20 protein-coding genes and 1 tRNA gene are annotated in these 23,719 nt (G+C 39.4%); 11 read left to right on the top strand and 10 right to left on the bottom strand.

The window, feature by feature from the left end; genetic code table 11:
- Positions 1 to 43: 43 nt before the first annotated feature.
- The gene (locus ACFGVR_RS02325; protein WP_448700879.1) at positions 44 to 1,486 is read right to left on the bottom strand and encodes a HEPN domain-containing protein; all 1,443 of its coding nucleotides are present in this window, start codon (positions 1,484 to 1,486) and stop codon (positions 44 to 46) included.
- 137 nt (positions 1,487 to 1,623) lie between these two features.
- On the opposite strand from ACFGVR_RS02325, the gene ACFGVR_RS02320 reads away from it, so the two are divergent.
- Complete coding sequence (locus ACFGVR_RS02320; RefSeq protein WP_448700878.1) at positions 1,624 to 1,992, top strand: helix-turn-helix domain-containing protein; 369 nt, start codon at positions 1,624 to 1,626, stop codon at positions 1,990 to 1,992.
- 188 nt (positions 1,993 to 2,180) lie between these two features.
- Positions 2,181 to 2,387, top strand: coding sequence for a hypothetical protein (locus ACFGVR_RS02315; RefSeq protein ID WP_448700877.1), 207 nt, complete (start codon positions 2,181 to 2,183; stop codon positions 2,385 to 2,387).
- Between the two features lie 62 nt (positions 2,388 to 2,449).
- Here ACFGVR_RS02315 and ACFGVR_RS02310 read toward each other — a convergent pair whose 3' ends face one another.
- The 3 genes from ACFGVR_RS02310 to ACFGVR_RS02300 all read right to left on the bottom strand — a co-directional run bounded on the left by ACFGVR_RS02310 (position 2,450) and on the right by ACFGVR_RS02300 (position 4,382).
- Positions 2,450 to 3,655, bottom strand: a complete 1,206-nt coding sequence (locus tag ACFGVR_RS02310) for a relaxase/mobilization nuclease domain-containing protein (protein WP_448700876.1) — start codon at positions 3,653 to 3,655, stop codon at positions 2,450 to 2,452.
- Positions 3,652 to 3,987: a plasmid mobilization protein gene (locus ACFGVR_RS02305; protein WP_448700875.1), complete on the bottom strand. Its 336-nt coding sequence runs from the start codon at positions 3,985 to 3,987 to the stop codon at positions 3,652 to 3,654. The genes ACFGVR_RS02310 and ACFGVR_RS02305 overlap by 4 nt, the downstream gene beginning before the upstream one ends.
- A gap of 104 nt (positions 3,988 to 4,091) precedes the next feature.
- Positions 4,092 to 4,382, bottom strand: a complete 291-nt coding sequence (locus tag ACFGVR_RS02300) for a helix-turn-helix domain-containing protein (RefSeq protein ID WP_448700874.1) — start codon at positions 4,380 to 4,382, stop codon at positions 4,092 to 4,094.
- 506 nt (positions 4,383 to 4,888) lie between these two features.
- Here ACFGVR_RS02300 and ACFGVR_RS02295 point away from each other — a divergent pair.
- The 4 genes from ACFGVR_RS02295 to ACFGVR_RS02280 all read left to right on the top strand — a co-directional run bounded on the left by ACFGVR_RS02295 (position 4,889) and on the right by ACFGVR_RS02280 (position 10,749).
- Positions 4,889 to 5,527, top strand: a complete 639-nt coding sequence (locus ACFGVR_RS02295; RefSeq protein WP_448700873.1) for a type IV toxin-antitoxin system AbiEi family antitoxin domain-containing protein — start codon at positions 4,889 to 4,891, stop codon at positions 5,525 to 5,527.
- Positions 5,524 to 6,378, top strand: coding sequence for a nucleotidyl transferase AbiEii/AbiGii toxin family protein (locus ACFGVR_RS02290; RefSeq protein WP_448700872.1), 855 nt, complete (start codon positions 5,524 to 5,526; stop codon positions 6,376 to 6,378). The genes ACFGVR_RS02295 and ACFGVR_RS02290 overlap by 4 nt, the downstream gene beginning before the upstream one ends.
- 306 nt (positions 6,379 to 6,684) lie before the next feature.
- Positions 6,685 to 7,758, top strand: coding sequence for a restriction endonuclease (locus ACFGVR_RS02285; protein ID WP_448700871.1), 1,074 nt, complete (start codon positions 6,685 to 6,687; stop codon positions 7,756 to 7,758).
- 42 nt (positions 7,759 to 7,800) lie between these two features.
- Complete coding sequence (locus ACFGVR_RS02280; protein ID WP_448700870.1) at positions 7,801 to 10,749, top strand: type I restriction enzyme HsdR N-terminal domain-containing protein; 2,949 nt, start codon at positions 7,801 to 7,803, stop codon at positions 10,747 to 10,749.
- A 99-nt stretch (positions 10,750 to 10,848) separates the two neighbouring features.
- On the opposite strand, the gene ACFGVR_RS02275 is transcribed toward ACFGVR_RS02280, so the two are convergent.
- The 3 genes from ACFGVR_RS02275 to ACFGVR_RS02265 all read right to left on the bottom strand — a co-directional run bounded on the left by ACFGVR_RS02275 (position 10,849) and on the right by ACFGVR_RS02265 (position 13,452).
- Positions 10,849 to 11,139, bottom strand: a complete 291-nt coding sequence (locus ACFGVR_RS02275) for a helix-turn-helix domain-containing protein (protein WP_448700869.1) — start codon at positions 11,137 to 11,139, stop codon at positions 10,849 to 10,851.
- Positions 11,140 to 11,291: 152 nt separating this feature from the next.
- Complete coding sequence (locus ACFGVR_RS02270; protein WP_448700868.1) at positions 11,292 to 11,996, bottom strand: hypothetical protein; 705 nt, start codon at positions 11,994 to 11,996, stop codon at positions 11,292 to 11,294.
- A 199-nt stretch (positions 11,997 to 12,195) separates the two neighbouring features.
- Positions 12,196 to 13,452, bottom strand: coding sequence for a hypothetical protein (locus tag ACFGVR_RS02265; protein WP_448700866.1), 1,257 nt, complete (start codon positions 13,450 to 13,452; stop codon positions 12,196 to 12,198).
- Positions 13,453 to 13,735: 283 nt separating this feature from the next.
- Between ACFGVR_RS02265 and ACFGVR_RS02260 the strand changes: the two genes are divergently transcribed.
- Both ACFGVR_RS02260 and ACFGVR_RS02255 read left to right on the top strand, forming a co-directional pair.
- Positions 13,736 to 14,467, top strand: coding sequence for a hypothetical protein (locus tag ACFGVR_RS02260; protein ID WP_448700865.1), 732 nt, complete (start codon positions 13,736 to 13,738; stop codon positions 14,465 to 14,467).
- 7 nt (positions 14,468 to 14,474) lie between these two features.
- On the top strand, positions 14,475 to 16,436 hold the full coding sequence (locus ACFGVR_RS02255) for a hypothetical protein (RefSeq protein ID WP_448700864.1): 1,962 nt from the start codon (positions 14,475 to 14,477) through the stop codon (positions 16,434 to 16,436).
- Between the two features lie 11 nt (positions 16,437 to 16,447).
- Here the strand turns inward: ACFGVR_RS02255 and ACFGVR_RS02250 are convergent, their stop codons facing one another.
- The 3 genes from ACFGVR_RS02250 to ACFGVR_RS02240 form a co-directional block, all read right to left on the bottom strand.
- Positions 16,448 to 17,665 (bottom strand): toll/interleukin-1 receptor domain-containing protein, encoded by a 1,218-nt coding sequence (locus tag ACFGVR_RS02250; protein WP_448700863.1) that lies wholly within the window; start codon positions 17,663 to 17,665, stop codon positions 16,448 to 16,450.
- A 635-nt stretch (positions 17,666 to 18,300) separates the two neighbouring features.
- The gene (locus ACFGVR_RS02245; RefSeq protein WP_448700862.1) at positions 18,301 to 19,536 is read right to left on the bottom strand and encodes a site-specific integrase; all 1,236 of its coding nucleotides are present in this window, start codon (positions 19,534 to 19,536) and stop codon (positions 18,301 to 18,303) included.
- Positions 19,537 to 19,834: 298 nt separating this feature from the next.
- A tRNA-Val gene (locus ACFGVR_RS02240) sits at positions 19,835 to 19,912 on the bottom strand.
- A gap of 242 nt (positions 19,913 to 20,154) precedes the next feature.
- On the opposite strand from ACFGVR_RS02240, the gene ACFGVR_RS02235 reads away from it, so the two are divergent.
- From ACFGVR_RS02235 to ACFGVR_RS02225, 3 genes are all read left to right on the top strand, one after another.
- Positions 20,155 to 20,898 (top strand): hypothetical protein, encoded by a 744-nt coding sequence (locus ACFGVR_RS02235; RefSeq protein ID WP_448700861.1) that lies wholly within the window; start codon positions 20,155 to 20,157, stop codon positions 20,896 to 20,898.
- 441 nt (positions 20,899 to 21,339) lie between these two features.
- Positions 21,340 to 22,617, top strand: a complete 1,278-nt coding sequence (locus ACFGVR_RS02230; protein ID WP_448700860.1) for an MBOAT family O-acyltransferase — start codon at positions 21,340 to 21,342, stop codon at positions 22,615 to 22,617.
- A gap of 74 nt (positions 22,618 to 22,691) precedes the next feature.
- Positions 22,692 to 23,684 carry a hypothetical protein gene (locus tag ACFGVR_RS02225; RefSeq protein WP_448700859.1) on the top strand — a complete coding sequence of 331 codons (993 nt, stop codon included), beginning with the start codon at positions 22,692 to 22,694 and terminating at the stop codon, positions 23,682 to 23,684.
- Positions 23,685 to 23,719 lie beyond the last annotated feature (35 nt).

Raw genomic sequence — 23,719 nt, 5'->3', positions numbered from 1 at the left:
GGAGGGCGAGGGCTTGCCTCCACCTACCAATACGTTAAGGCTGTTATTCATTAATATTTTTTATGTACTGTTGGTAAACCCTTTCTGCTACCTGATTAAACCTTGTTACTTGTTTTGATAATATTCTTACCGAATCTTCATCGGGATCAAATAAACTACTATACCGTGATTGTGAATAGGCGTTTTGCAGCAATTGATATAATTGTGCCCCCTCGATTGTATTGAGTTCAAATACGTCTTTTAATTCATCCGTAAACAACAAAGTGAGCCTTAACAATCTCGATAAATTATGCATCTGCACCCGATAGCCTATAATGACTTGTATGATAGCTTTTAAAACGCTTTCAACGGATTGATGCAGAAGAAATGCTGCCAGCCTGAAATTGTTATCCGCCCTGTATAACTCTGCGCCCCTTAAAAATTCATTCCCCTGTTTACCCCATCGTTCCCAATTGAACTGTGCCCTTGCTAGTAATATTCCCTTGGTTATCTCTGAATAAGCAGGTAATGTTAATTCGGGGGATTGATACAGAACATTTCCCTTGTCCACAACTGTTGACCAAAAACGTCTGCCTTTGATAAGTGCTTCTTTTGCGCTGTTGGCTTTATGTACTATGGCATGTACGTGAGCAAGGTATTGGCAATTGTCTTCTATCTTGTTGCTGATCTGATGCTCCGGTGTTTTTTCATCATCACCTATCAGGAAAAGCAGGTAAAATGTAAATGGCTTGGGATGTGTTCCTAAATGAATAATCATTTGAACTTCTGGGCAGCGTTTTAAAATCAGGGTTTTAATCTCTTCTAATGCCAGTTTTTCAGCTGCTGTTGGTTCGGGATTTATTGCTCTTAGCACAATTGGTTCGGCGGCCGTTCCGGCTAAACTATTTTCAAGCTTGTTCCGCTTTAGTAGTGGACGACCACCTTCACGCTGGCAGATCAACCACGCTGCTGAATAAAGCTTAATTAGGTTTTCATAAACGGTAATCACCTCACCTGCATATAAAGCCTCGTCATCTGCATTATTGTAAAGCGCTACGTGTGACCACTCATGCAATTGATCGCGATATTCCTGCGGCTTAATCTTCTTAAAGACTTTTTTAACGGCTTTGTAGGGTTCAAGCTGTTCTTTTAAGGAAAGGTTCTTAGGGTAGTATTCCCATTGTTCCTTCTCTTCCTCCAATTGCTCTTCTGTAGCCTGTTTCCGCTGGTAAGAAAAGTTCTTGTAATTGAGCAATAGCAGGTACATAGCCTCTAAAATCCTTAAATTAAGATCATAAATAAAAAGCAGGGTGCCGGGGCCATGACGTTTTTCATCATAATGCTCGTCGTTCACTACATAATAGCGCCATTCTTTTAATCGCCTGCCATGACCTTTTACTGAGTCAGCACTAAAAAAATCGACTACTACAGACATTGGATTTTCCACTTCGTAATGGCGAAGGGTTTTAGGGTAATGTTCCCATGGTGCATAAGTTCCGTTATACATAATGCTCTTTTATACCGGCCTCCATTAACCGGCAAAACAAAAGAATAGCAAAACATCACCGTAGCGAACCATAACAAGTTGTACTTTACAATAAAGACGTTGTTTCGTACATTTACAATTATTGATACATTTACACCATGGCAGAGACTTTACACATTGGAAGAAAGATCAGCAAACTCCGTGAATTACGGGGAATGAAACAGGAAACCCTTGCAACAGAATTAGGTATTAGTCAACAAGCTATTTCCAAAATCGAGCAAAGTGCCGAAGTAGAGGAGGATGCGTTGGCAAAGATTGCCAATGTTTTAGGGTTAACGCCTGAAGCTGTAAAAGCATTCACCGAAGAAGCGGTATTTAATATCATTTCAAATACGTTCCAGGATAGTAGTTCGAACAACAATAATTATATGTGTACAATCAATCCACTTGAAAAAGTAATTGAATTGTATGAGCGCCTACTTCAAAGCGAACGAGAGAAAATTGACATCATAAAGAATTCAAAATAACACGAAGCCCCTTAAGGGGCTTTTGTCGGTTATAGTCTGACCAGCATGGTTCAAGTATTAGAAATGCATATGCATTTCTAAGTTTCTACATTTACAGAAATATTCATTTCTATAAATGTAGAAATCTAGTTTTCTATATCTATACATTATATTTAAATCACATTGTACAATCAAATATCCTTATGCATATGGCAAATCATGATTACAAAATGAGTGAAAGTGTTGACATGAAAAGTTCGGAGGCCGTCGAGTATGCTGCAAATGAAACGGGATTAAGCGTAAGTCACTATAGAGCCTGTGCTGAAAGTGCAGGAACTTATAACAGATTGGCCATTGAAAAGTGGATTGCACGTAACTATGATTATCAGAAAAAGCAGATTATAAGAAAAACTTAATATTTCACATAAAGAAACTGTTTGATTGTCCCAGTACATGAGTAATTGACCTTTTCTTTATGCTAACCCAGCCTTTGGCCTTTTCTCTTCTTCCGTTTACGTTTAAACTCATTCAACGCAGTTTGATCCATATCACCAGCATGGTGATCAATGCCGAGCAAACTCCCGATAAGATCGCTATCAAGTATAGCCTGATGACCCACCTGCTGCCGACTTGGTTGTTGGCCTTGTAAATTTGTTCCGCGCTGGCGACTATCCTTTGTATCTGGAACGCCAGATTGGTTGCCTTGCTGTCCATTAGCTCCAGCCGCCTGCTTGTATTTTCGATCTGCTTTTCCGATCTGATCCTGTAGTTTTCCAGCGCCCTGCTGTACATCCTTTCTATTTCCGGCAGTAACTTTTGGATCTGCGTTAATTCCGGCTGCTGTTCCTCTTGTGGCTGATTGTCCGGCTCTTGCTGACTGTCGTTCTCTTGTCCTAACATTTGCCTGGTAAATTGCTGTGCGATCTCTTTCTTGTTCATAACTGATACTATTTCTAACGGCCTGCCATTTATAGGCATTACCTAAATGAGCGCCTTTGAACGGCATACCTTCGTAACCGTAAGATACACCGCTTACAAAGCCGGTGCTGGCCTGGTTAAACAATACATTAATACCCTGTGCTTCTAATTGCTGAATGAACTGTGCTGCATCAGGTTTTTGACTGAGTACATTCTTAATAACTACCTGTAGCTTCATTTTAACAGATGGTTCATCCGTGCGCTTCATCATCTCCAGTTCATTCTTCGTCATGGCTCTTTCCTGTGCCTGCCTGCTGGAAATGACCTGAGTCAATCCATGCTGCTTTTCCAACCTTCTCAGCACCTGTTCGCTCCGCTGGTAGTCTTTACTGTCGGATACTACTTTGCCGTCGTAGCCAATTCGGTTGACCAGTAGATGGAGATGCGGATGATCTGCATCAAAATGCCGGAAGATGGCATACTGGTGCTGGTCAAAGCCCATATTGTTCAAATATTCATTTGCAATAATGTTCATTTGTTCATCGACGAGGTTCTCACTTGGCGGAAAGTTCAGCGAGGTATGGTAAAAGTATTTTTGCAGGTTTGGCCTTAACATTCTGACCAAAGCCACTTCCTGCATGATAGAATCCTCTTTGCCCGATGTAAAAGTCATATCGAGAATTTTAGCAACGCCCTGATCTACCTTTTGCAGGTTATATCTTAACGCTCCCCTGAAACCTTTTCCTTTTACCTGGTCCGCTGTCATTTTAATAAACAGTTAAGTATATCCTTTTGCGTTTGCATCAAGGCAGTCAAGATCGTTAGATAAGCCGGTGACAGCTTGCCTCCATGAACCTGCCTAACCGCCTGGTTCAGGTTAACGCCAATTTTGTGCAACTCCCGATAAAGAGCCGCATTAATTGGTGACAGTTTGATGGCAGGGAACCTGCCGGTAAAAGCTTTCTGTCTTATCCAGTTAGCTGGTGTTATTGCGGATGCCTGGGCATAATTGCAAACGATCTCATTCTCTTCTTTTGTGAGCCGGATATTGACCTGTATGATCCTTTTATCTTCTTCCTGTAATGCCGGTCTTCCCATGATCTTTGATTTTAAACGAAGTGCAAAATCATGCTTACCTCCGAAGGAGCAAGCCGTTTAAGCGTAGCGAAAACATGGCTTGCTCCTGAAGGCTGAACACATATCTATTTAATGAAACTGATCCGTTTGCTTTTAACTTCCCCCTTTAAGACTTTCATAATGTCCTCGTAACTGTAATACAGGATACCGCCGATTTTGGTGAACGGAATGGTGCCGTTATCCCTAAGCGTTTGCAAGGTGTTGTTGGAAATTTTTAGCAGGTTCTTAACTTGGTAACTCTTTAAAAACTTCCTTGGCTCTTCTATAGAACCGCCGCTTATCAGCGCCTTCATTTGACCAAGCAGTCGTTCTCCGAACTCCTGCAAGTCTTCTTTCGTGATGATCTCTGCTGCCATAATTATTCATTTACTGATGTTAAATAATCAAATCTAATCTCCTTTCAAATGTGCCACAAGTACAACTTTATGTTGTACCCTTCTAACAAAGTTGTACCCTTCATTCAACAAAAGCTCACAACTCGCGCACACCTTGGGGTATTTTTTTTCTGCTACATTTTATCATAGTCATGTTCGTTAAGCACAAAAGTGCTCACATGATCTAAATAAAATTCACACCTCATGTACGAGGTAGGTGTTTTTATACAAAAATGAGTTAAGGGACTTGGAATTGACTCCGAGTTTATCCGAGTCGGACACGAAGGAAATTAATCATGGCGTTATTCATTAGCAAGTGTCATTGACCTGAAACTTAATTAGAATTTAAGTTGTTAAATTTTAAATGGATAATCGAGTAAAAATCGTTTATGTGTATATTTATTCGCATATATAAGTTGCGTTATGTAAATTAATAAATAGATAATCGAAATATTTCCGATTATCACATTAAAAAATTACATTTGAATATGGACTTAAATCAAACGATCCAAAAGTATTCATCACACCCTTTGACGCATCAACTATTGATGTCTTTTTTGAAGGACTATAAACGTCCAAACGATAAATTAAAGGCGCTTAAAGCTGAAGGCGTAATTGTATCTATCAAAAAAGGATTATATATCGCAGGTCCCAAAATTAGCTCATCAAAACCGGAAAACGCTTTACTGGCAAATCAAATATATGGCCCAAGCTATGTGTCACTGGAAACTGCTTTATCTTACCATGGTCTTATTCCTGAACGTGTATATGAAACAGCTTCGATGACCACGAAGACTAGTAAAGAATTTAATACTCCTGCCGGTTTATTTACTTATACGCATCTACCCTTGCCTTATTATGCATTCGGATTAAACTTGGTAAAGCTTTCATCGGATCAGGGCGCAATCATTGCATCACCAGAAAAGGCATTATGTGACAAGATTGTTAGTACATCAGGAGTATTGCTAAGAGGTACAGCCCAGGCAAAGGCCTACTTATTGGAAGACTTGAGGATCGAGGAATCATCTCTCAAAAGATTGGATCTTAAAAATATTTACAGCTGGATTACTGATGCCCCAAAAAAGGAGAGCTTGGAAACGCTAATAAAAACCGTCGAGAACTTATGATAAAGGAATGGATCGAAGAATATAAGCCTGCCAACCAGCAAGAAGCAAAAGATGCCCTTAGAGAAGTGATGCAGGAAATTGCACTGGCAGGATTATCCCGTGCCGGTTTTTTTGAAAAGGCTGCCTTTTATGGCGGTACCGCTTTGAGAATATTTTATGGCCTTGACCGGTTTTCGGAAGATCTTGATTTTTCTCTTTTAGAGGTGGAGCCTGAGTTTTCATTAGGTAAATATCAGGATGCGATTATAAATGAGTTCAGTTCTTTAGGAATGCAGGTAGTTGTCAAAGAAAAACAAAAATCGAAGGATACCAATATAGATTCTGCCTTTTTAAAGTCAGAGACGATTTGGAAGGAATTGGTACTGGAAAGTATTATTCCCCAAAGTGGCCTGAATCAGGTAGCCAATATCACGATCAAAATCGAAGTTGACCGCGAACCCCCTATGGGATTTGACACGGAAGAAAAACTATTACTGAGACCAGTATCTTTTTACGTCAAATGCTTTACACTTCCTAACCTTTTTGCTGGTAAGATGCATGCTTTATTATTCCGAAAGTGGGGTACAAATGTAAAAGGCAGAGATTGGTATGATATGGAATGGTATATCAGAAAAGGGATACCGCTGAATTTAGCGCACTTCGTTATCCGGGCAACAGATAGCGGTGACTGGAATAAAGAAGAAATTACTGAATCGGAATTTCGGGAGTTATTGAAACAGAAGATAGATACTGTAAAAATGGACTATGTAATAAACGACATAAGGCGTTTTATTAAAGACCCTAAAGCGCTGGATATATGGTCTCCTAAGTATTTCCATGACCTTGTGGCTAAATTAAAAATTATCACGTAGCGTATTTTTGTCAGTAGCTGATAGAAGTCTGTTTGAATTGTGAACGCAGTGCGTTCACAATTCAAACAGATTAAGCAGGTATAGCTAAACAATATGTTAAAAAAAATGGAAAATACTGGACTTGGAATTGCTTTGCCTATTACCTCACTGGGGGGCTAAACCATTTAAAGGAAGTGGCAACAAAAAGGAAAGAATGACACTATGGCGCTACAATACCAATCCATCGGTAAGACCCTTATACTGTATATTGAACAGCATCTTTTTACGACCATATAAATTATCTTTGTTCACCTACTTTCAGTAAATATGCTCTACGCCGCTGACGACATCCATTTCGAACAACTTAGCCCTACTGAATTCGAACGGTTATGCTTTGAATTATTATTAAAACTCGGGTTCCGTCAGCTAATCTGGCGACAGGGTGGAGCTGATAATGGGCGGGATATCGAGGGCATTTGGACAGTAGAGACGCCGTTGAGTCGGGAAGACTGCCGTTGGTTTTTCGAATGTAAACATTATACAGCCGGCGTTCCCCCCGAACAACTTAACGCGAAGATCGCCTGGGCAGATGCCGAGCAGCCAGCTTGTTTAGTAATTCTTATTTCTTCTTACCTGACAAATAATGCCCGTACCTGGCTAGAGCAAATAAGGGCACAAAAGCATTATCGTATCCAAGTCATCGAGGGACAGGAGCTGAAAAATCTTCTCCTTCGTTTCCCGGCATTGATTGAGCAACATTTTGCGGCAAACCGTTATGAGCAGTTACTATTGGATGCGCGCAGACATAATAGCGAGTACCGAATCGCGCTCAGTTATGATTTGCTATATGCATTATCGCAGCATCTTAATCCGGCCCGTTTAACACTTAACGACCTAGGTTTTTTGTTTACCGGCCTTTATAGTCAATATAACTACTTAGCAGATCGCAACGATTATTACGGGGACTTCGATCCAAAAGTGATGAAGCCGTTTTACGCAAGGCTTAGAGAGTTAGCTGGTACTACTACTATCACGTTATTTGACCAGTACCGCAATAATTATGATTATTTGGGCGGTAGTGGATTTTGGGATGATATGGAAAGCTGGGAGACTGGCCTGGAAGGTGAAAGTGAAGCAGCCTATCAATACAATACATTTCATTTGAACCACCGGGGACCTGACACCTCCTGGGCCCTTGGCCATTACTTGTTTTTCCGCATTTCTACAGGCGAAGCGTTCGAACTGTTTTGTGTTGAAGATTCAGACTTCACGACTGCAGCCCGCTATTTCGCAGACGTTAGCCCAGCAACAGTCAGCGAACTTTGCCTACAAGGAACAGCGGATTTTAAAGATTTACTAGAGAAAAAGGCACTCGTTTTTCAACGCCCGCCCGAAGAATAGATTGGCACGGTAGTTTAAACCTTAAATAAACGGATTAACCAAATGAACGAAGAAGAAATTAGAGGGAAACTATTATTACCGTATTTAAATGATTTGGGATTCAACGTTTCCGAGGTATCCTTGGAGAGATCATTTACGATCAGGCTTGGAAAACTCCGCCAAACGATCAAGGGCAGGGCAGATATCCTATGTAAAAGACATGATAAAAACCTTTTTATTATCGAGTTAAAAAATGACCAGCACGTCATTTCACAGAATGACATCGACCAGGGTATTTCCTATTCCAGGGCACTTGATGAGATCGCACCGTTTACCATCGTTACCAATGGCAAGACCACAAAGATCTTTGATACGATAACCAAACAAGACCTTACTGGCAAACAGATATCTGAAGCATCAGACTTTTGGAAAAATGGCTGTACACTCGCAACGGACGTTGATCTAAGGATCAGATATGAGGCGCTTAAAAAGTTTGTTTCGTTTTCTGATGAAAACTTACAAGCATTTTGCAAAAACCAGGTTCAGGAGAGGATGGGGACCATTGTTGGCGATTTAGATTCTCCAAGCGCTAAATTTGTTAAAGAACTTTTCGTGCCGAGAAACGACCTGCGATCCGTGTTTGCAGAATTTGTCGATTCTGAGGCATCGGCCTTTGCGATCGTGGGTAGCGCCGGCGTGGGAAAAACAAACGCGATGTGTTCACTTGCGTTACAGTGCCTGGATGACAAATTTGTATTCTTTTACAATGCCGCCATTATTAACAAATCGCCGCTGGAGCATATTGCCTATGATCTGAATGGTATCTTTTCCAGTAAAAGTGAAAGTGAACTTGTTTTAAAAAAGCTGGATGAATTGGGGAGATTTATTGGCAAAAAGATATTAATATTTATCGATGGCATAGACGAAACTATCAGTTCAGCGCTGGCTATTGAACTTAGCGAGATCGCGCTCGCCATAAGAAACCTGGACTACATCAAACTTTGCGTGAGCTGTAAGGATAGTATTTGGGAAAGTGTCCTTGAAATGAACAGCAACTTGACTCATTTGTATGAAGAATTACTAAAGTTTAGAACAAGGGCACCACGGCTGAATAATCGTCCGGGTTATCTATTGGATGACTTCAGTGATGAAGAACTAAAAGAGATTATCCCAATCTATAAACGCGCGTTTGGTTTCAGGGGCAATATCTCCGATCAGTTATTGACGGAGTTGAAAAACGGCTTTTTTCTAAGAATATTTAGTGAGGTTTATAGCAACAAGGACGTTCCACAGGAAATTGACGATAAACATTTAATTTATGCTTATTTAAAGCAATCACTTGGCAAAACGAATATAGGTATTGAGTCAGGTCTAAGAACGCTTTCAGAGATCGGCAGGATATTGATCAATTACCAATATTCTGACCGGGAAGCATTTGACGACGAGGGCGTAGAGATCGAAGGACTGCTGGAAGCTCTGAATTTTCCGTTGGATAAAGGATTGCCAGAAGACCTATTCGCAAGGAACATATTGACCAAATCCAGTAAGGAAGACTCTTACCACATATCTTTTTACTATTCAAAGATTCGGGACTACATCATCAGTTTTCACACCTATAAATTGCATCGGCTTGATTATACTGCGTTTGCAAACATCGTTGGAGATTTTTACCAAAATTACATTGGAAAGAGCGCAATTGCTTTTTACATCAGCAACGCTTCGGAAAGCCATCAACAGGTATTCCGTGAATTTAAAACGGGCAAAGCCCTGAATTATGTAACAAGTTATAATGCCTATCTTGATGAAAATTTTGGAACATTTAAACAACTGTTCAAGCCGGGTACCAAAGGTGAAATCGGGATCGTGCTACCACCCGACATCATCAAACACGATGGTTATGCACTATATCGGATAACGCCTGAATTACCAGGCAAGATCATTTACGAAGATCTGCGTAATCCATTTGAGGGAAATTACTTTGAAAGCCAGTTATATAAGATCGGGGTTCAAAGTGTTCACGGAAGTCACATCTCTTTGCTCGAGCCGGACCAGGACAAACTTGTTGGAAAACAAGTATTTGAGCAATTACAAGACATCATCCAGAAAGGCCGGTTAAGTGCCTACAACTCAGAGATATTACTATTAGAACAGGTGTCGCTGATCGTTTATTATTACCTTAAAGACCTTTATTATGATATCAAACCGGTCGATCTTTATTTACCCCGGTTCGATCAAATTTATCCGATAGATTTAAGCGATCTGCAGTACCGGATACGTCGTTTCAGAGCAGTCCGTTATTATCGCGACAGCAACGTTCCTTATGGATCAGTAAGTTCATTGGTCGAGGAAGCCTTGAAAAACAACATCGACATACCCAAACTAAATATTTCCGGTGACATCGCGCCCGTGGAGGAACTTTCTAAGATCGTGGCGATCTTACAGGAAAAGGGTTATGAGAAAATTGAAAAACATCATTTACCATTGCCGGATATCGCCATTAATGAAGTCAGAAGAGCTACTGATGAGAACGGCATGAGAGATGTGGACCAAATGAGGACTAATCAGTATAGTCCCGAACAGGCCCGACTTTATATTGAGTGCTTTTTCAAGTCCTTAGAATCGTCTTACAAGGACTTTGTCGAATATTTGTTTCCGACATTAAAAGACGGTTTTTCTTTTTACAAATCCATGCCGCATGACTATTTCTTTTACATGAAAGATTCAGACATTTTAAAATGGGGCTCATTGGGTTATCGTCCGTCTGCGGATGGGCAAACAATGTTTTATTACAAAGAACCAGTCCCTTGGGAGAAGGCGTTTGAAGATGTGCAAACGCTGCAAGCGTTTTCGTTAGATAAAATCCTACGTAGTGACTACCATAGCCACGTGAAAACGATCGATAAGATCAATACAAGTAAAGTCGATGATTTTTGCGTACTCAGAAACTGGGTTTACAAGTTGCTTCGGAATGATATGCGAGAACTTTTTAAGCAAAACGGATCGAATATTTAGATCAATTCCTTGGATCAAGTAGCGTTAACTATATTTGGAAAACCTTAACAAGCGGATATGCAATAATTTGATAAAAAGCCCGCTTAAGCGGGCTTTGGTCTATTGTTCCTGAGAGTCAAGTAATAACTCTTTGATAGCGTTATTGAGCACATTAAATGTTTTCCGTTTTTCTTGTGGTACATCATCTTCGTTAATGGAAAAGAAAAGTAAATAAGCGACGGGTACATCCAATGCAGTACATAGGCTATTTATAGTGTTCTTTTGCGGAAACGCTGCATTAAGCTCTATCTGGCTTAATGCATTAACTGAAATGCCGCATTGTTCGGCCAGTTCCTTCTGCGACAATCCCTTCTCTTTTCTAATTAATTTTATGGCGGTTCCGATATTCATATCAAAAAAATTTATCTATCCAGTCACCGATGTCTATGCCAAAAAGGTCAAATACCTCTTTGCTTATGCCGATGATCTTTAAAAATTCAGTAACAAACTTTATAAAATGGCCTGAATTATCATTCAGTGCCTCAATAAGTATTGATTTGTCTTCAGCAGACAAATTGCATCCTTGTATTTTCTGTATTAAATGTGTTGTTTTTTTCATGTCTCACGTTCCTTTTGTAAGTGTTAAATTGATTTACTAAGGCTTCAAGCGTGAAACAAATTTTTGCCACGCTAAAGCCAGACTGATAGCCTGCTGAAACGTGGTGGTCTTCTTCATTTGGATAATTAAAGAATAATGTGGGTGAAATTTTAGAGAGTAATAGTGATTTGATATCCAGTAACGGCGCAGCTAAACGGGCTTGCATGTACCGGATGATTTTGTTGAAGAATTTACTGCCTTTATCAGTTCGCGTACGGGGTGAAAAAATGAGTCGATAAAAGAAACTTTCCATTTTTTCATGATCGAGTTCCCATTGTTCTGAATTTGATAAACTCAGATACTCAGGCGAATGATCTTTCAGGAAAAAATAAAAGATACGAAGATAATCTTGCTCATGTAATCTACCCTTGGCAATTCTTCTTTTAGTTTTAAGTGAGATTTGATGAATACCGCGAATATAGTTTTGAGCCAAAGCATGCAAATGCTCATGATTCAATTCAAAGTTGCCCTTCTGCTCTACAGTAAAACCTAAACCACGTAATAAATTTATTAATGAGCTGGTTGTTATCACCATGCGATTGGCTACTTGCTTCGCTCGTAGACCCGTTGTTTGTATGTTTAGTTGGTACTCCTCCATATTGATGGTCATTTGCCAATACAAATGTACAGTTAATTTTATAAAATACAAGCAATACTTGTATTTTATAAAGAAAATATATCCTCTTGGTATGTATATGCAACGCTCGTCTTTATTTCACCATAGAAAATATCTACTTCACTCTTGAAATGAAAACATTCCGATTAAGTTTATCAATATTGGTTTTCGCATCGTTAGCGATTAGCTTCACTCAGCCAGGTAATTGTTTAGTCTGCCAGCCAAAGGCCGCGAAAGCTTCTTTCATCTCACGGATTTCATCTGTTGTATATGGCTCCACAAGCATGGAATACCCGAATGTGAATGCTTCGGTTGTTTGTGACATACCAAGAGCGCCAACCTCTTTACATTTGAAATTATGCAAGAAGTGGTGGTGATGGAGGCTCATATCCACGATTTCAGTTAACTTGTTTCTTGGATAATCATCATCATGGTAGATAAAAACCATATTAATAAAAGGAAGTACCACATGACTACGGTTGAGTTTGATATTTACGTCACCCATAGCATAACCCTCGTGATAATCTAAAAATGCCCGTGCAAACTCTGCTCGTTGTATGCGGTTAAGACTAAAAAACATGGCAGCTAAATGATTTCCATTCTGTGTATAGATAAGAAATTCTTTAACCAGCCTATCGATAAAATAACTCTCTTTTTCATAGTTGTCTTTTTGACCTGCTATTTTTGACTTCATAAATTTATCCCATTCCCCATCCAGTTTAAGCAGCAAACTATCTACTTCATTGTGATTTAAAGTGTCAGGGAATTTAAAAGCATGAAGTATATATTGAGCGATCAAATCAAGTTCCGATCCAAGCACTATAGTAACTTTTCCACCTGACAGAGCGACTTCTTCTATTTCCGCTTGTGCACTAATTTTGTCATTGGTAGAAAAGTCGTATTCTGCGCGTGGGAACATAAACGCCGGATAGCGATTAAACAGCTTACACCGGGCTGTAAGATATGCAGTAATGTCGGGCAGGGTATCAAGTTCTTCCATTGCGGTGTACCACGCCGCCGCATCCATAATAGTATAATTTTTTCCGTGATCAAAGTGCGATGTCTGATAATACTTTACATCCTCATTTAGGTTAATAATCACTCTATATATCTCCGTTATTTTATCTTTTTCAAAAAGTTCCACATCGCGGTCGGGATGTTTTAAAAGTAAAGGCACATCGCGAAAAAGCTTACGCTCGGCGCCATCGATTTGCCGGATCGCTTTGCTTACCGTCTTTTTAAAATATCGCCCGTAGTCGCCTTTAAAGGTGTAGTTCTTAACTGAGATAATCATGCAGATATGATCGAAGACAACCAGCAAGTCACAAATTTCTTTATTGTCTCCTGTAATATCCAGCGGACCGGGGAAGCACCAATATTTTATAAATGTTCTAAAGGCGATATGATTTACAAAATCTTCTCCCGATTTTCCTTTGGCGTCTGCATTCATCTTTATGATTATCAAACTTAAAACATTCCGCTCATTATGTCTTACCGTATTTTCTAAACGCCGCGATAAAACTGATAAATTAGAAACCCGGCTAACACCTTATTTCCAATTTAACGACTCCTTTGAAAGAATCCCTGCGACGTGATACATCTAAAATTGAAAGTAATAATCAACTAAGTTAAATTTCAGACTGGGACACTATAATCAGTTCTGGAAAAACCTTAAATTGAAGAAAAATTGTTAATTTAATCGGTAACCTTTCACTTAATACCTTTTGTTACAAATGATTTTATATCGGGGCGATAGTATATTTAATGACAAAACTCTGCCTGGCCAGTATCGCACAGAAGGTATCCGGAGCAAAACTTTTGGCAAAGGTGATCCCGCATATATTCAGCGTGAAGGGTTAATCAGCGCTATTCGAAAGCATGTTCGCCCTAACCGAAGCTTACCTACAGACCTGGCTTATTATAACACCACTGACTTTATATCCTTTAGTGAAAGCCGCGACCGCGCTTTATATTGGCTAAGTAGTCGCGGCACGCTTACACTTGAGCCTGCTGTAGTATCTTACTCAGAAACGAGCTATCTTTTTATGCTTGAAGTTGACATGGCGAAAGCAGAGCATTGGGGCGGTGGAATTTATTCCTATACATACCGTTGCAACCCCCGGCTACGGCAGCCGGATGCGCCAGATATGATGACTGCTATAGCTACGGCAGCCAGTATCGCGCGTGGCTGCGAAGTTTGCAGGGGCGGTATGGTTGATCACCAGTTACTTCTAGTCAATAGTGAACAATACCTGCGCAACCAACGCGACCCGTCGTTAGATAAGCACATTAAATTTGCGCATAATGATGCAGAATGGCTGGTGTTACCAGCAGATCCCATACATAGTGGCTTTTTGTATGCACGCATTCCAAGAAGTGACATTTGGGAGGTCTTGCATTTTACCGATGGCCAAATACGGGACCCGATGAAATATGCAGTGTTGGGCATAACTATGGGCGATTAGCAATATTATGAAAACATTTAGAGATTTATTGCGGACAGATGTTAAGATGAATCCATTCAACCCTCGATTTGATATCGCTTATTTGAAGGCTACATGGTTAGAACGACTTGAACTGACGGTAAACGAGAAATCAGAAGATATCAAAGCACTGCATGAGACGTGCAGTGTTCTTCCAATGTTCAACTTTATCTATTTGGAGATTTCAAAAAAGATCGTCGAAATCATCCGGCGTACAGGAGTAAATAACAACGACATTATTCATCTTCTTCTTGCGCAATCTAACGCGTCTCATTTATGGGTAATCGGTCAATTCAGAAGTTCATTTGTTGGTAAGAAAAATCTTGATTTAACAAAAATATTTGGACACCGTACCCGTTCGCGAGATCCGGGTGTAGGTGACATAAACACTGGTGGAAGCCTTGCTACCCTTGTAGACACATTACAGATCGCTCTCAATTTTGTTAAAGATAGCCCTGAAATTAATAGGAGAGCTGAAGCTTTGCCTGACTTTGCTGTAATTCATTATATCGAAAACTTGGTCAAAGAGGCAAATGTATTATTTGGTTTTAAAACAACTTATGAAGCTGCTGTCTGGAATGGTGGATACATCAGAAAACGTGGTGAAAATGACTACCTGGCCACCTTTTCCGACCATGACCGGTTAATTTTAGAAGACATTGGACGCTTCCGACTTCAAATGGATAGCCTGGCCATGGATATTAAGCTTCAGCAAATACTAGCCGCTAAAGAGGAAATGCATTATGGTTTTGACCCGGCTATCATTAAGGATGTTCGTATTAAAACCGTAAAAACAGATGATGGTTCGATTTTATATGAATTAGAAAATGGCGTAGATAGTAAAGAACTTGACGACACATTTAGCTTTTTTGCAGCGTTGGAAACCTTTTATCCTTACTTGGGAAATGAGTTGTTACCCGCACTCGCTCCTTTGAAAATTAGTGACATCATCTCACTTTATCAACTCACGACCGGTTTATTTCGCAAAGTAGCAGAAACTACCGAATATGCGGAAAAGATACCTGATCTTAAAACCATGTTTAGCCACCCGTATAAAATTAATAAAGAAGCATTGAGACTGTATTTATTGAAGCGGAGTACCTATGATCATTCGACTGTCGATAGTTTTCTGACCTTAATAGTGAATCCAGAAGGAGACTATTATAATTTTTGGAACTGCCCGTTTGCTGAACTAAATGATGACTTATTATTTCCAATGTTGCCAATAACTACAGCGAATTATTTTTATTTGCTGGATCGTTGGTTGGAACAAGGCGGCTTTGATCTTGAAAAAAGAGGAAAAATGTTAGAAAGCCATGTTAAATTGAGACTTCGTGAAGCTTTAACTATTAAAGCCTTCAAACATTGTATACCTGAAACACAGCGATTTCGGGTAGGAGGAGAACAGGAAGAAATTGATCTGATCATTAATCTACAGTCTATTGTTGTTATTGCGGAAGTTAAATGCATCCGGTATCCTATGGAGATTCGCGATTACTACAATAATTATGAACGTTTAAAAAAGGGGGCTATTCAATTAAGTCGAAAAGCATCTTTTTTTGTGAAAAATGCCAGTGAATTTGAATCAATCACTAAATCGATTGAAGGCAAAAAAGTAGTCCGTCTAATTATTACTAATTACCCGATCTTCGCAGGTACCGCCATCAACGATATCCCAGTAGTAGACTTTCACTGGTTGGAAAGTTTTTGCAGGCACAGTTACCTAATTGGTTACGACGCTGTGGCTTTAGGTGGTAAATTAGGATCTGAACTGGTACACGCAAAAATGCTTTACGCGGATGAAGATGAATTTAATGCCCGTTTTGAAGAACAAATGCGGTACCCTGCCATTATCGAAGAATTGAAACCATCAATCACAATTAAGGAGGTAAAAATGTCTTTGAGCGACTTCCCTATCAGCTTATCTATAGAGTATGCGTCTTTCAATTAACATAAATACTACTATAAGACTATGGGATTAGGTCCTAGTTCAGGTTTAGATACAGTCGGTTGATCACAAATTACAGCTTTAAGTTCCGCATACCGTGAAAGAAAATCTTGGCTTTCACACATATTTAGGTGAATGAACTGCCGCATGAAGGTCGGTATGCTGTTAAATTGATCCCCATCCCGTAAGATAGGAATGATCTTTTCATTATTGGTTTGATTTTGATAAAGTTCCGTATTCATAATGGAATATTCATAACCCGCGCCGCCTTTTCGGTTATCCGCTTTTTCTTTATATCCGGGTGTAAATATGACCAGCACTTTATCTGCCTTTGCAATCGCCCGCTCCATAAAATGCGGCATGTTTCGTCCCGGTTTAAGTTCAAATACATCAAGGAGTACAACAATTCCATCCTTTATTAGCCTGTTGGCCAAATTCAACACCCATTCTTTGTGTACCTCAGAATCCCATGTATAGGAAATAAATACTACCGGTCTTTTTGTATCGCTACTATCCGTAATTCCAATAATTGGATCGATCCCTAACAACTCATCTAATTCTGCTATATCTGCTTGTGCAAAAGGCCTAACCATTCCCAATATCCTTGTGATGACTGCATCACGTATGTTAGGATCCAGTTCCTTGAGTATATCATAGTAATATTCTTTTCTAAGTAAACTCAGACCTTCCTGTTTCCGGAGATCGCAATATTGTGAATAGTCAGGAAAGAAAGGCTTAAATTCCTGAACTACACCGATGAATCTTGGTCCTGAGAAATAGGTTGCAGGATCGCCCTTAACGTTAATAATGTCAAAAAGGCGATTGTATATTTCAAACCACTCTCTACCATTATAAAATTTTCTTTGTTGTTTACCGTTGGCGGGAATTGGTGCAGGGGAGGTACTCTGACTATCTTTCACCGATTCCTCTTTTTCAAGCAATTTTAATTCTCTGGAATAAGACGGACCGTCATTGCCGACGTTTCGATTGGCCATTTCCGATAACAATATTTTATAATTTTCTGATTTAAGTTTATAAAAATCTCCCCGGTGCAGCATAAACAAGTTTTCCAACTGATCGCAAATTGCTATGTTGGTTATGGGTAAATCGCTTACTGTTCTTAAAAACTCAGTTTCAAAAACGCCCGTCGCATAAGTTAAGATATTATCTTTTTTTATTTCGTCTCGGTGTTTATAGATAAGTTTGATGAGATTTTCCCAATCTGCACTCATTAATAACTGGTATATCCTTTCGTGATCAAGCATACTATGGCAATCTAATCTTAAGGTGTAAAACGGTCATATGTAATAATGAACTTTGCATATATCTTTCATTATTAAAGTAAAGGTAATAGGTAAATTTAATCAATGTGATTAAATTGATATGGACTACTCCCGATAGGCTCGGCTGTTAGGTCAACACTACCCGGCCAATACACACTTTCCCAAAGAATAACCACATCGTTCTGAACGATAGTAGTCGGGTTTGCTACTTTTAAGTTATATGATAGTGGAGTGGCGGAAGCATCAGTCCGAGGCTATACTTAATTGCCTTGTTATTATCTGATTTTCTATCAATTATAATAATATTTGGCGTATGAATCTGTAATAAATTTATTAAATAGTTATTACAAATCAATGCTCAATAAATCAATTTAAAATCCTATGAAATGTAACTAAAAGATGTATCTGCATTCTCCCTATAGCCTAGGATCTGCATCGATTCATTCTTTACCTAATTTAAATTAATATATACAAAAATCAAAAAAGTACACATGTGCAGGGCTTATCCCCACAATAACCAAAAGGGGCGAGACTAGCTTATGACACATTTATTTTTGTCTGTATCGACAAAGATTACTAACTATTTATGCCTTATCTAACTTTTTACGTAATAGAGTCATATCATCGCTTACTTTCTGCTCCAGCACCCGAGCATAGATTTGTGTGGTCGCAATTTTTGTGTGCCCCAGCATCTTGCTTACGGTTTCAATAGGAACGCCATTAGAAAGCGTTATGGTAGTCGCAAATGTGTGACGGGCAATATGGAAGGTCAGATTCTTTTTAATGCCGCAAACGTCTGCTATTTCCTTTAAATAGCTATTTACTTTTTGATTGCTGATGACTGGAAATACGGTACCTTTTGCTTTCGACCGAAGATTGTCTTTATAATCATTAAGAATTTCTTGTGCCTGTCCCAGTAATGGGGTGTTGACCGGAATGGATGTCTTCTGACGAAAAGTTTTGATCCACGGTTCAGCATCAATACCCTTAACGATATGCTCCGGTTTTAAATTCATAAGGTCAACGTAAGATAGTCCAGTATAACAGCAAAACACGAACATGTCCCTGACCATTGTGAGACGTTCTATATCAAAAGTTTTCTTTTCAATGGAGTTCAGCTCCCATTCATTAAGAAAATCCTTTTCAACCTTTTTCTTTTTCATTTTAAACCCTTTAAAAGGGTCCTTATCCAGCCAGCTGAGGCTTATTGCCAGGTTTACCATTTTTTTTAATCTGACGAGGTGTTTGAGTACACCATTGGTATCCATTGGCTTCTGATGATCGGCTGGTTTGTGATTGTATAAGAAAATTTCGAAGTCAGCGATGAATTTGTAATTGAGGAGGGAAAGAGGAATATCCTCCTTCTTGTATTTCAACTTGAAGAATTTGACAAGATAACGCTGCGTTACATAATAATGCCTCATCGTGCCGATACTTAATAAAGCCATTGCCTGTTCGTTGTGGAATGCCACCAATTCGGAAAACATGATAGGGCTATCCTCGTAGACATTCCCAAGAAAAGCGTCTTTTAAGGCTTCGCAGGTAATACGGGTTCCGTTTAATTCCAAGTCCCGGTAATGACTTTTGATGGTCATACGTACTTCGTCCAGGTATTCATTGATCGCACGTCCTTGTTTGGTGTCTTTGCGGCCAAATCCCTTGACCCGGTCCCAATGCTCAGCATCGGCCTGGAAGTTTTTAAGGGACATATAGCTTTTCTGCCCGTCGACCACAATACCTAAAAAAACCGGCGCAAAGCCGTCTTTCATCCTTTCTGTCCTGATTTTGAAGTGGATGTTGAATCTGTTTGTTGCTTTCATAATTAATCTGTTTTAATAGATTTTAAAATGGTTTGATATTTTGGTACTCCCAACCGCTGGAAATACCGTGTCAAACAGGCTCAAAACAGGTCATTTTTAATGAAATTTTTCAGAGTTAATAAAATGAAAAACAATTAATTACAACGTTTTAGAGTACCACAAATGTAGCAATCACATTTTGGTACTCACTTTGGTACCGGAAACATTAAGAAAGTATGCGTTAAATTGAGTGGTCTGAAAACAAAAAACCCTGTAAATCATATAATTTACAGGGTTTTGGGAATTAAAGTATCCCTTTTGGTGGGAGTTACTGGGTTCGAACCAGTGACCCTCTGCTTGTAAGGCAGATGCTCTGAACCAGCTGAGCTAAACTCCCTCTTGTTCGTTTTGGGACTGCAAATATAGAAGTGTAAGCTGTTTTGTCAAAATTTATTTTGATTTTTTTTAATATCGGTTTTATCGTGCTGATAATTAGCTCTTTTTATATTTTCGGGTTGATGGATCATTGATGTATACCACCGCTTTATAGCTCTTGATTGTATAAAAAGGCGCGGATTTGGATCTGCTATTTGAATTGTGTTTGATAATATATAATTTTATGGTAATCAATATGTTGTTATGAATAAAAGATTTACTTTCCTGGTCGTGGTCATCATTTCGGTCGCACTGTACAGTTGTCAAAAAATTCCGGGGCATCAAATTGTGCCGGGTTCGGGTGGGTCGGGTTCTACGGGCGGTTCCGGATCGACAGGTGGTACGGGCGGTGGTACATCCGGCACGATAGATACTACCAAAGGTTATATGCCAACTACAGCAGGTTCTTATACCAAATACAAAAGTGTTACGGGTTCGTCGGCAGATACTTCAACAAATACCATGACAGGTAACACCACCACCATAAATGGCAAATTGTATAGCGTGTGCAATATAAGTTCGGTTACCTATGGTAACTCGGTAGGGTATTTCTCAAATATTAACCATGTGTATACCGAGCGTGCCAACACGATAGTATCGGGTACCACTATTGAATTGCAATATCTTGTTGATAATGTTGGCGTGGGGGCCACCTGGACAGCGCCCATAACAGATAATGGTACCGTGAATGGCGTGCCGGGGCGGCTCTTAGGTGCTATCACCGAAAAAAATATCACCAAAACGGTTGAGGGCACTACCTATAAAAGCGTGGTGCATACAACTTTGCAAGTACAGTATGATTATGGCATGGGCTATGAAACCAGTGGTACTTACGATTATTACCTGGCCAAAGGCGTAGGTTTGATAGAGGGGGATGCTGTAATTTCGTTTGGTGGAATAATCCTTACAACCAGTAAAACTACACTGATCGCTTTTTCAATAAAATAGCAGTTCAATTTAAAGTCAGTTTTATTGACGACAATCAGGCATTGGCCTCACCAATGTGCGCCGCCGCCTCGAACTGCTTTATCCCAGCTGCCATAGTCTTTATATCTCCAAAGGCGAGCATGTTTTTGTTGCCGAATTGAGTATCGATCTGTAACTATTGCCGGAGCCGCAACCAGGTTTGGAGCCGACCATTGTTATATGAGTTTTTTGTTAAATTACGGATATCAAATGTCGCATTTGCAATAAACTATCATGTGTCTTAAAATATTCATAATTTTTCGATATTATTGCAATACATGAAGCAACTGCAGAAATCAACAGTATATGGTTTTTAACTCCCTGAATTTTTTAGTTTTCTTTATCATTGTCACCCTACTTTATTTTACACTTAGCCACAGGTACCGGTGGGGGTTGCTTTTAATAGCCAGCTGTTATTTTTACATGTGCTTTGTGCCCAAATATATCGTTATACTGGGCTTTACTATTGTTGTTGATTATTTTGCAGGGATATTGATCCAGGATGCAAAAGGTCATAAACGGAAATTGTATTTAACATTGAGCATTTTGGCTAACGTTGGGGTATTGGCCATATTTAAATACTATAACTTTTTTACCCTTAATCTAAATGAACACGTTGGCACGCATTTGCCGCTGCTCAAAATCCTTTTGCCTATCGGCCTTTCTTTCCATACGTTTCAGGCCATGAGCTATACTATTGAAGTATACCGGGGTAATCAAAAAGCAGAAAAGCATTTCGGTATATATTCGTTATACGTAATGTTTTACCCGCAACTGGTTGCCGGCCCTATTGAACGGCCACAAAATTTATTGCACCAGTTTTGGGAAGAACACCATTTTGATTTTGAAGAAATGAAAAGCGGTTTGGTACAAATGGCTTTTGGTTTTTTTAAAAAGGTGGTTATTGCCGACAGGCTTTCGGTGATCGTAGATCATAGCTACGGACATTACCAGGATCAAACCGGGTTAAGTTTGCTTATCGCGACTTTTTTTTACGCCTTTGAAATTTACTGCGATTTTTCGGGCTACTCTGATATAGCAATAGGAGCGGCACGCATTATGGGCTTTAAACTAATGACCAACTTTAACGCGCCCTACTTCTCAAAATCAATTGCCGAGTTTTGGAAACGGTGGCATATATCGTTGTCTACCTGGTTTAAAGATTATCTGTATATCTCGTTAGGCGGTAACCGGGTATCAAGCGCCCGTGTTTACTTTAACTTGTTTGTTGTTTTTATGGTTAGCGGCCTGTGGCATGGCGCTAACTGGACGTTTATTGCCTGGGGTGCTATCCATGGTGTAATGATCGTGATCAACAGGTGGATGAACAAGGTTAAGCACGGCTTAAATATTGAGGGCACCGCAAGGCGAGCGGTCAATATTTTCAAGATGAGTTTCACTTTTATATTGGTGTCGTTAGCATGGGTACTTTTTAGGGCAGCTAATATTCACCAGTCGCTCTTTATACTGAACCGGATCTTTCATTTCAGCCTTACCGATCAGGTCAATTTAAAACTGAATAATGTAGAGCTTATTTTTTCTTTTTTACTCATCGTGATCCTTATGCTCAAGGAGAAATTTTTCCTCAAGATAAAAACAGAAAATAACGTGGTATTTACCTTGCTCATTGTTGTTATCCCCTTCCTTTGTTTTCTGTTTGGTGTGTTTGATAATAAGCAGTTTATTTATTTCCAATTCTGATGAAAAAAGCTACATTAATTATCATAACTCTTTTTTTTAGCGCAATATATTGCCTCAGCAAATCGGATGCGTGGATGAAAAGATGGGCTAAGTTCAGATACGATCGTAATTCATCATTTATAGGTAGCGATAAATATCAGCATGGCGACCTGTTTGGAATGTGCTACCTCCCTGAGTTCAGGGATAAAAGTGTCGCCGGAAAGCGCTTAAAAGTAAATGATACCGTAAAAAGGGATCTCAATATTTATGCGATTTGCGATAGTTACCTGGAAAGTTTTATCTATTCCGATTCGATCTTATATGCTGCAAAAAGCTATTGGCACTCGCGTTTTATATATGATAAAGACAGGGTATTAACAATTGATACCACGCAAAAAAATGTTTTGATAATTGAGCATGTCGAGCGGCTGATCAGGAATTTTACCGATAGTAACTATGTGTTTAACAAATTATCTATCGGTGCACCGCATGGTCAAAGCAAGGTGCAGGCAAGTCCCGGTAAAGGCACCCAAATACGGAGTTTTGTATTTAACCCGGGCACCAATGATAATTTAGAGTTTAACTTATTCGACTATAAAATATTTACACCCTTTAAAGAGCTAAAGGCTTACATCAATCACCGGTTTTTTGACAGGATAAACCCGGATGTAGTTATATCTCCGGATAAAAAATACCTGCTTTATAGCCAAACTGTCGATTCATCTTACAACAGTGCTTTTGTAACGGTGAGCGATGCCGAAGTTAAACAGATCGTTAATACGCTAAACAGGGCGTATTTATACTACAGGTCGAAAGGTTTTACCGAAGTGTACCTGTCAATTATGCCAAACTCGGTATCCATACTTTTTCCTGAACTGGGTAAATACAATAATATTATAACCAGGATACAGAACGACCCTGATTTGAAAATGCCATTTATTGATACTTATGGCCTGTTTGAGAAAAATAAGGCTACAACACAGATCTACCAGTTTACCGATACGCACTGGACCTACAATGGATTGGAACTTTGGGTAAATAACCTCAACGAGAAGCTAAAAAAGCTCCACGAAACGCCAAAAAAATAAGGGCCACACCCAACTGTGGCCCCTGTATTTATTTG

The sequence above is a fragment of the Mucilaginibacter aureus genome, from assembly GCF_053514885.1.
This window is presented reverse-complemented; position numbering and strand designations above follow the sequence as displayed.

Excerpts from the sequence above, each read along its gene's own strand:
- ACFGVR_RS02325 (WP_448700879.1), bottom strand. The coding sequence starts at position 1,486 with ATGTATAACGGAACTTATGCACCATGGGAACATTACCCTAAAACCCTT.
- ACFGVR_RS02320 (WP_448700878.1), top strand. The coding sequence starts at position 1,624 with ATGGCAGAGACTTTACACATTGGAAGAAAGATCAGCAAACTCCGTGAA.
- ACFGVR_RS02315 (WP_448700877.1), top strand. The coding sequence starts at position 2,181 with ATGGCAAATCATGATTACAAAATGAGTGAAAGTGTTGACATGAAAAGT.
- ACFGVR_RS02310 (WP_448700876.1), bottom strand. The coding sequence starts at position 3,655 with ATGACAGCGGACCAGGTAAAAGGAAAAGGTTTCAGGGGAGCGTTAAGA.
- ACFGVR_RS02305 (WP_448700875.1), bottom strand. The coding sequence starts at position 3,987 with ATGGGAAGACCGGCATTACAGGAAGAAGATAAAAGGATCATACAGGTC.
- ACFGVR_RS02300 (WP_448700874.1), bottom strand. The coding sequence starts at position 4,382 with ATGGCAGCAGAGATCATCACGAAAGAAGACTTGCAGGAGTTCGGAGAA.
- ACFGVR_RS02295 (WP_448700873.1), top strand. The coding sequence starts at position 4,889 with ATGGACTTAAATCAAACGATCCAAAAGTATTCATCACACCCTTTGACG.
- ACFGVR_RS02290 (WP_448700872.1), top strand. The coding sequence starts at position 5,524 with ATGATAAAGGAATGGATCGAAGAATATAAGCCTGCCAACCAGCAAGAA.
- ACFGVR_RS02285 (WP_448700871.1), top strand. The coding sequence starts at position 6,685 with ATGCTCTACGCCGCTGACGACATCCATTTCGAACAACTTAGCCCTACT.
- ACFGVR_RS02280 (WP_448700870.1), top strand. The coding sequence starts at position 7,801 with ATGAACGAAGAAGAAATTAGAGGGAAACTATTATTACCGTATTTAAAT.
- ACFGVR_RS02275 (WP_448700869.1), bottom strand. The coding sequence starts at position 11,139 with ATGAATATCGGAACCGCCATAAAATTAATTAGAAAAGAGAAGGGATTG.
- ACFGVR_RS02270 (WP_448700868.1), bottom strand. The coding sequence starts at position 11,996 with ATGACCATCAATATGGAGGAGTACCAACTAAACATACAAACAACGGGT.
- ACFGVR_RS02265 (WP_448700866.1), bottom strand. The coding sequence starts at position 13,452 with ATGAATGCAGACGCCAAAGGAAAATCGGGAGAAGATTTTGTAAATCAT.
- ACFGVR_RS02260 (WP_448700865.1), top strand. The coding sequence starts at position 13,736 with ATGATTTTATATCGGGGCGATAGTATATTTAATGACAAAACTCTGCCT.
- ACFGVR_RS02255 (WP_448700864.1), top strand. The coding sequence starts at position 14,475 with ATGAAAACATTTAGAGATTTATTGCGGACAGATGTTAAGATGAATCCA.
- ACFGVR_RS02250 (WP_448700863.1), bottom strand. The coding sequence starts at position 17,665 with ATGAGTGCAGATTGGGAAAATCTCATCAAACTTATCTATAAACACCGA.
- ACFGVR_RS02245 (WP_448700862.1), bottom strand. The coding sequence starts at position 19,536 with ATGAAAGCAACAAACAGATTCAACATCCACTTCAAAATCAGGACAGAA.
- ACFGVR_RS02235 (WP_448700861.1), top strand. The coding sequence starts at position 20,155 with ATGAATAAAAGATTTACTTTCCTGGTCGTGGTCATCATTTCGGTCGCA.
- ACFGVR_RS02230 (WP_448700860.1), top strand. The coding sequence starts at position 21,340 with ATGTGCTTTGTGCCCAAATATATCGTTATACTGGGCTTTACTATTGTT.
- ACFGVR_RS02225 (WP_448700859.1), top strand. The coding sequence starts at position 22,692 with ATGAAAAGATGGGCTAAGTTCAGATACGATCGTAATTCATCATTTATA.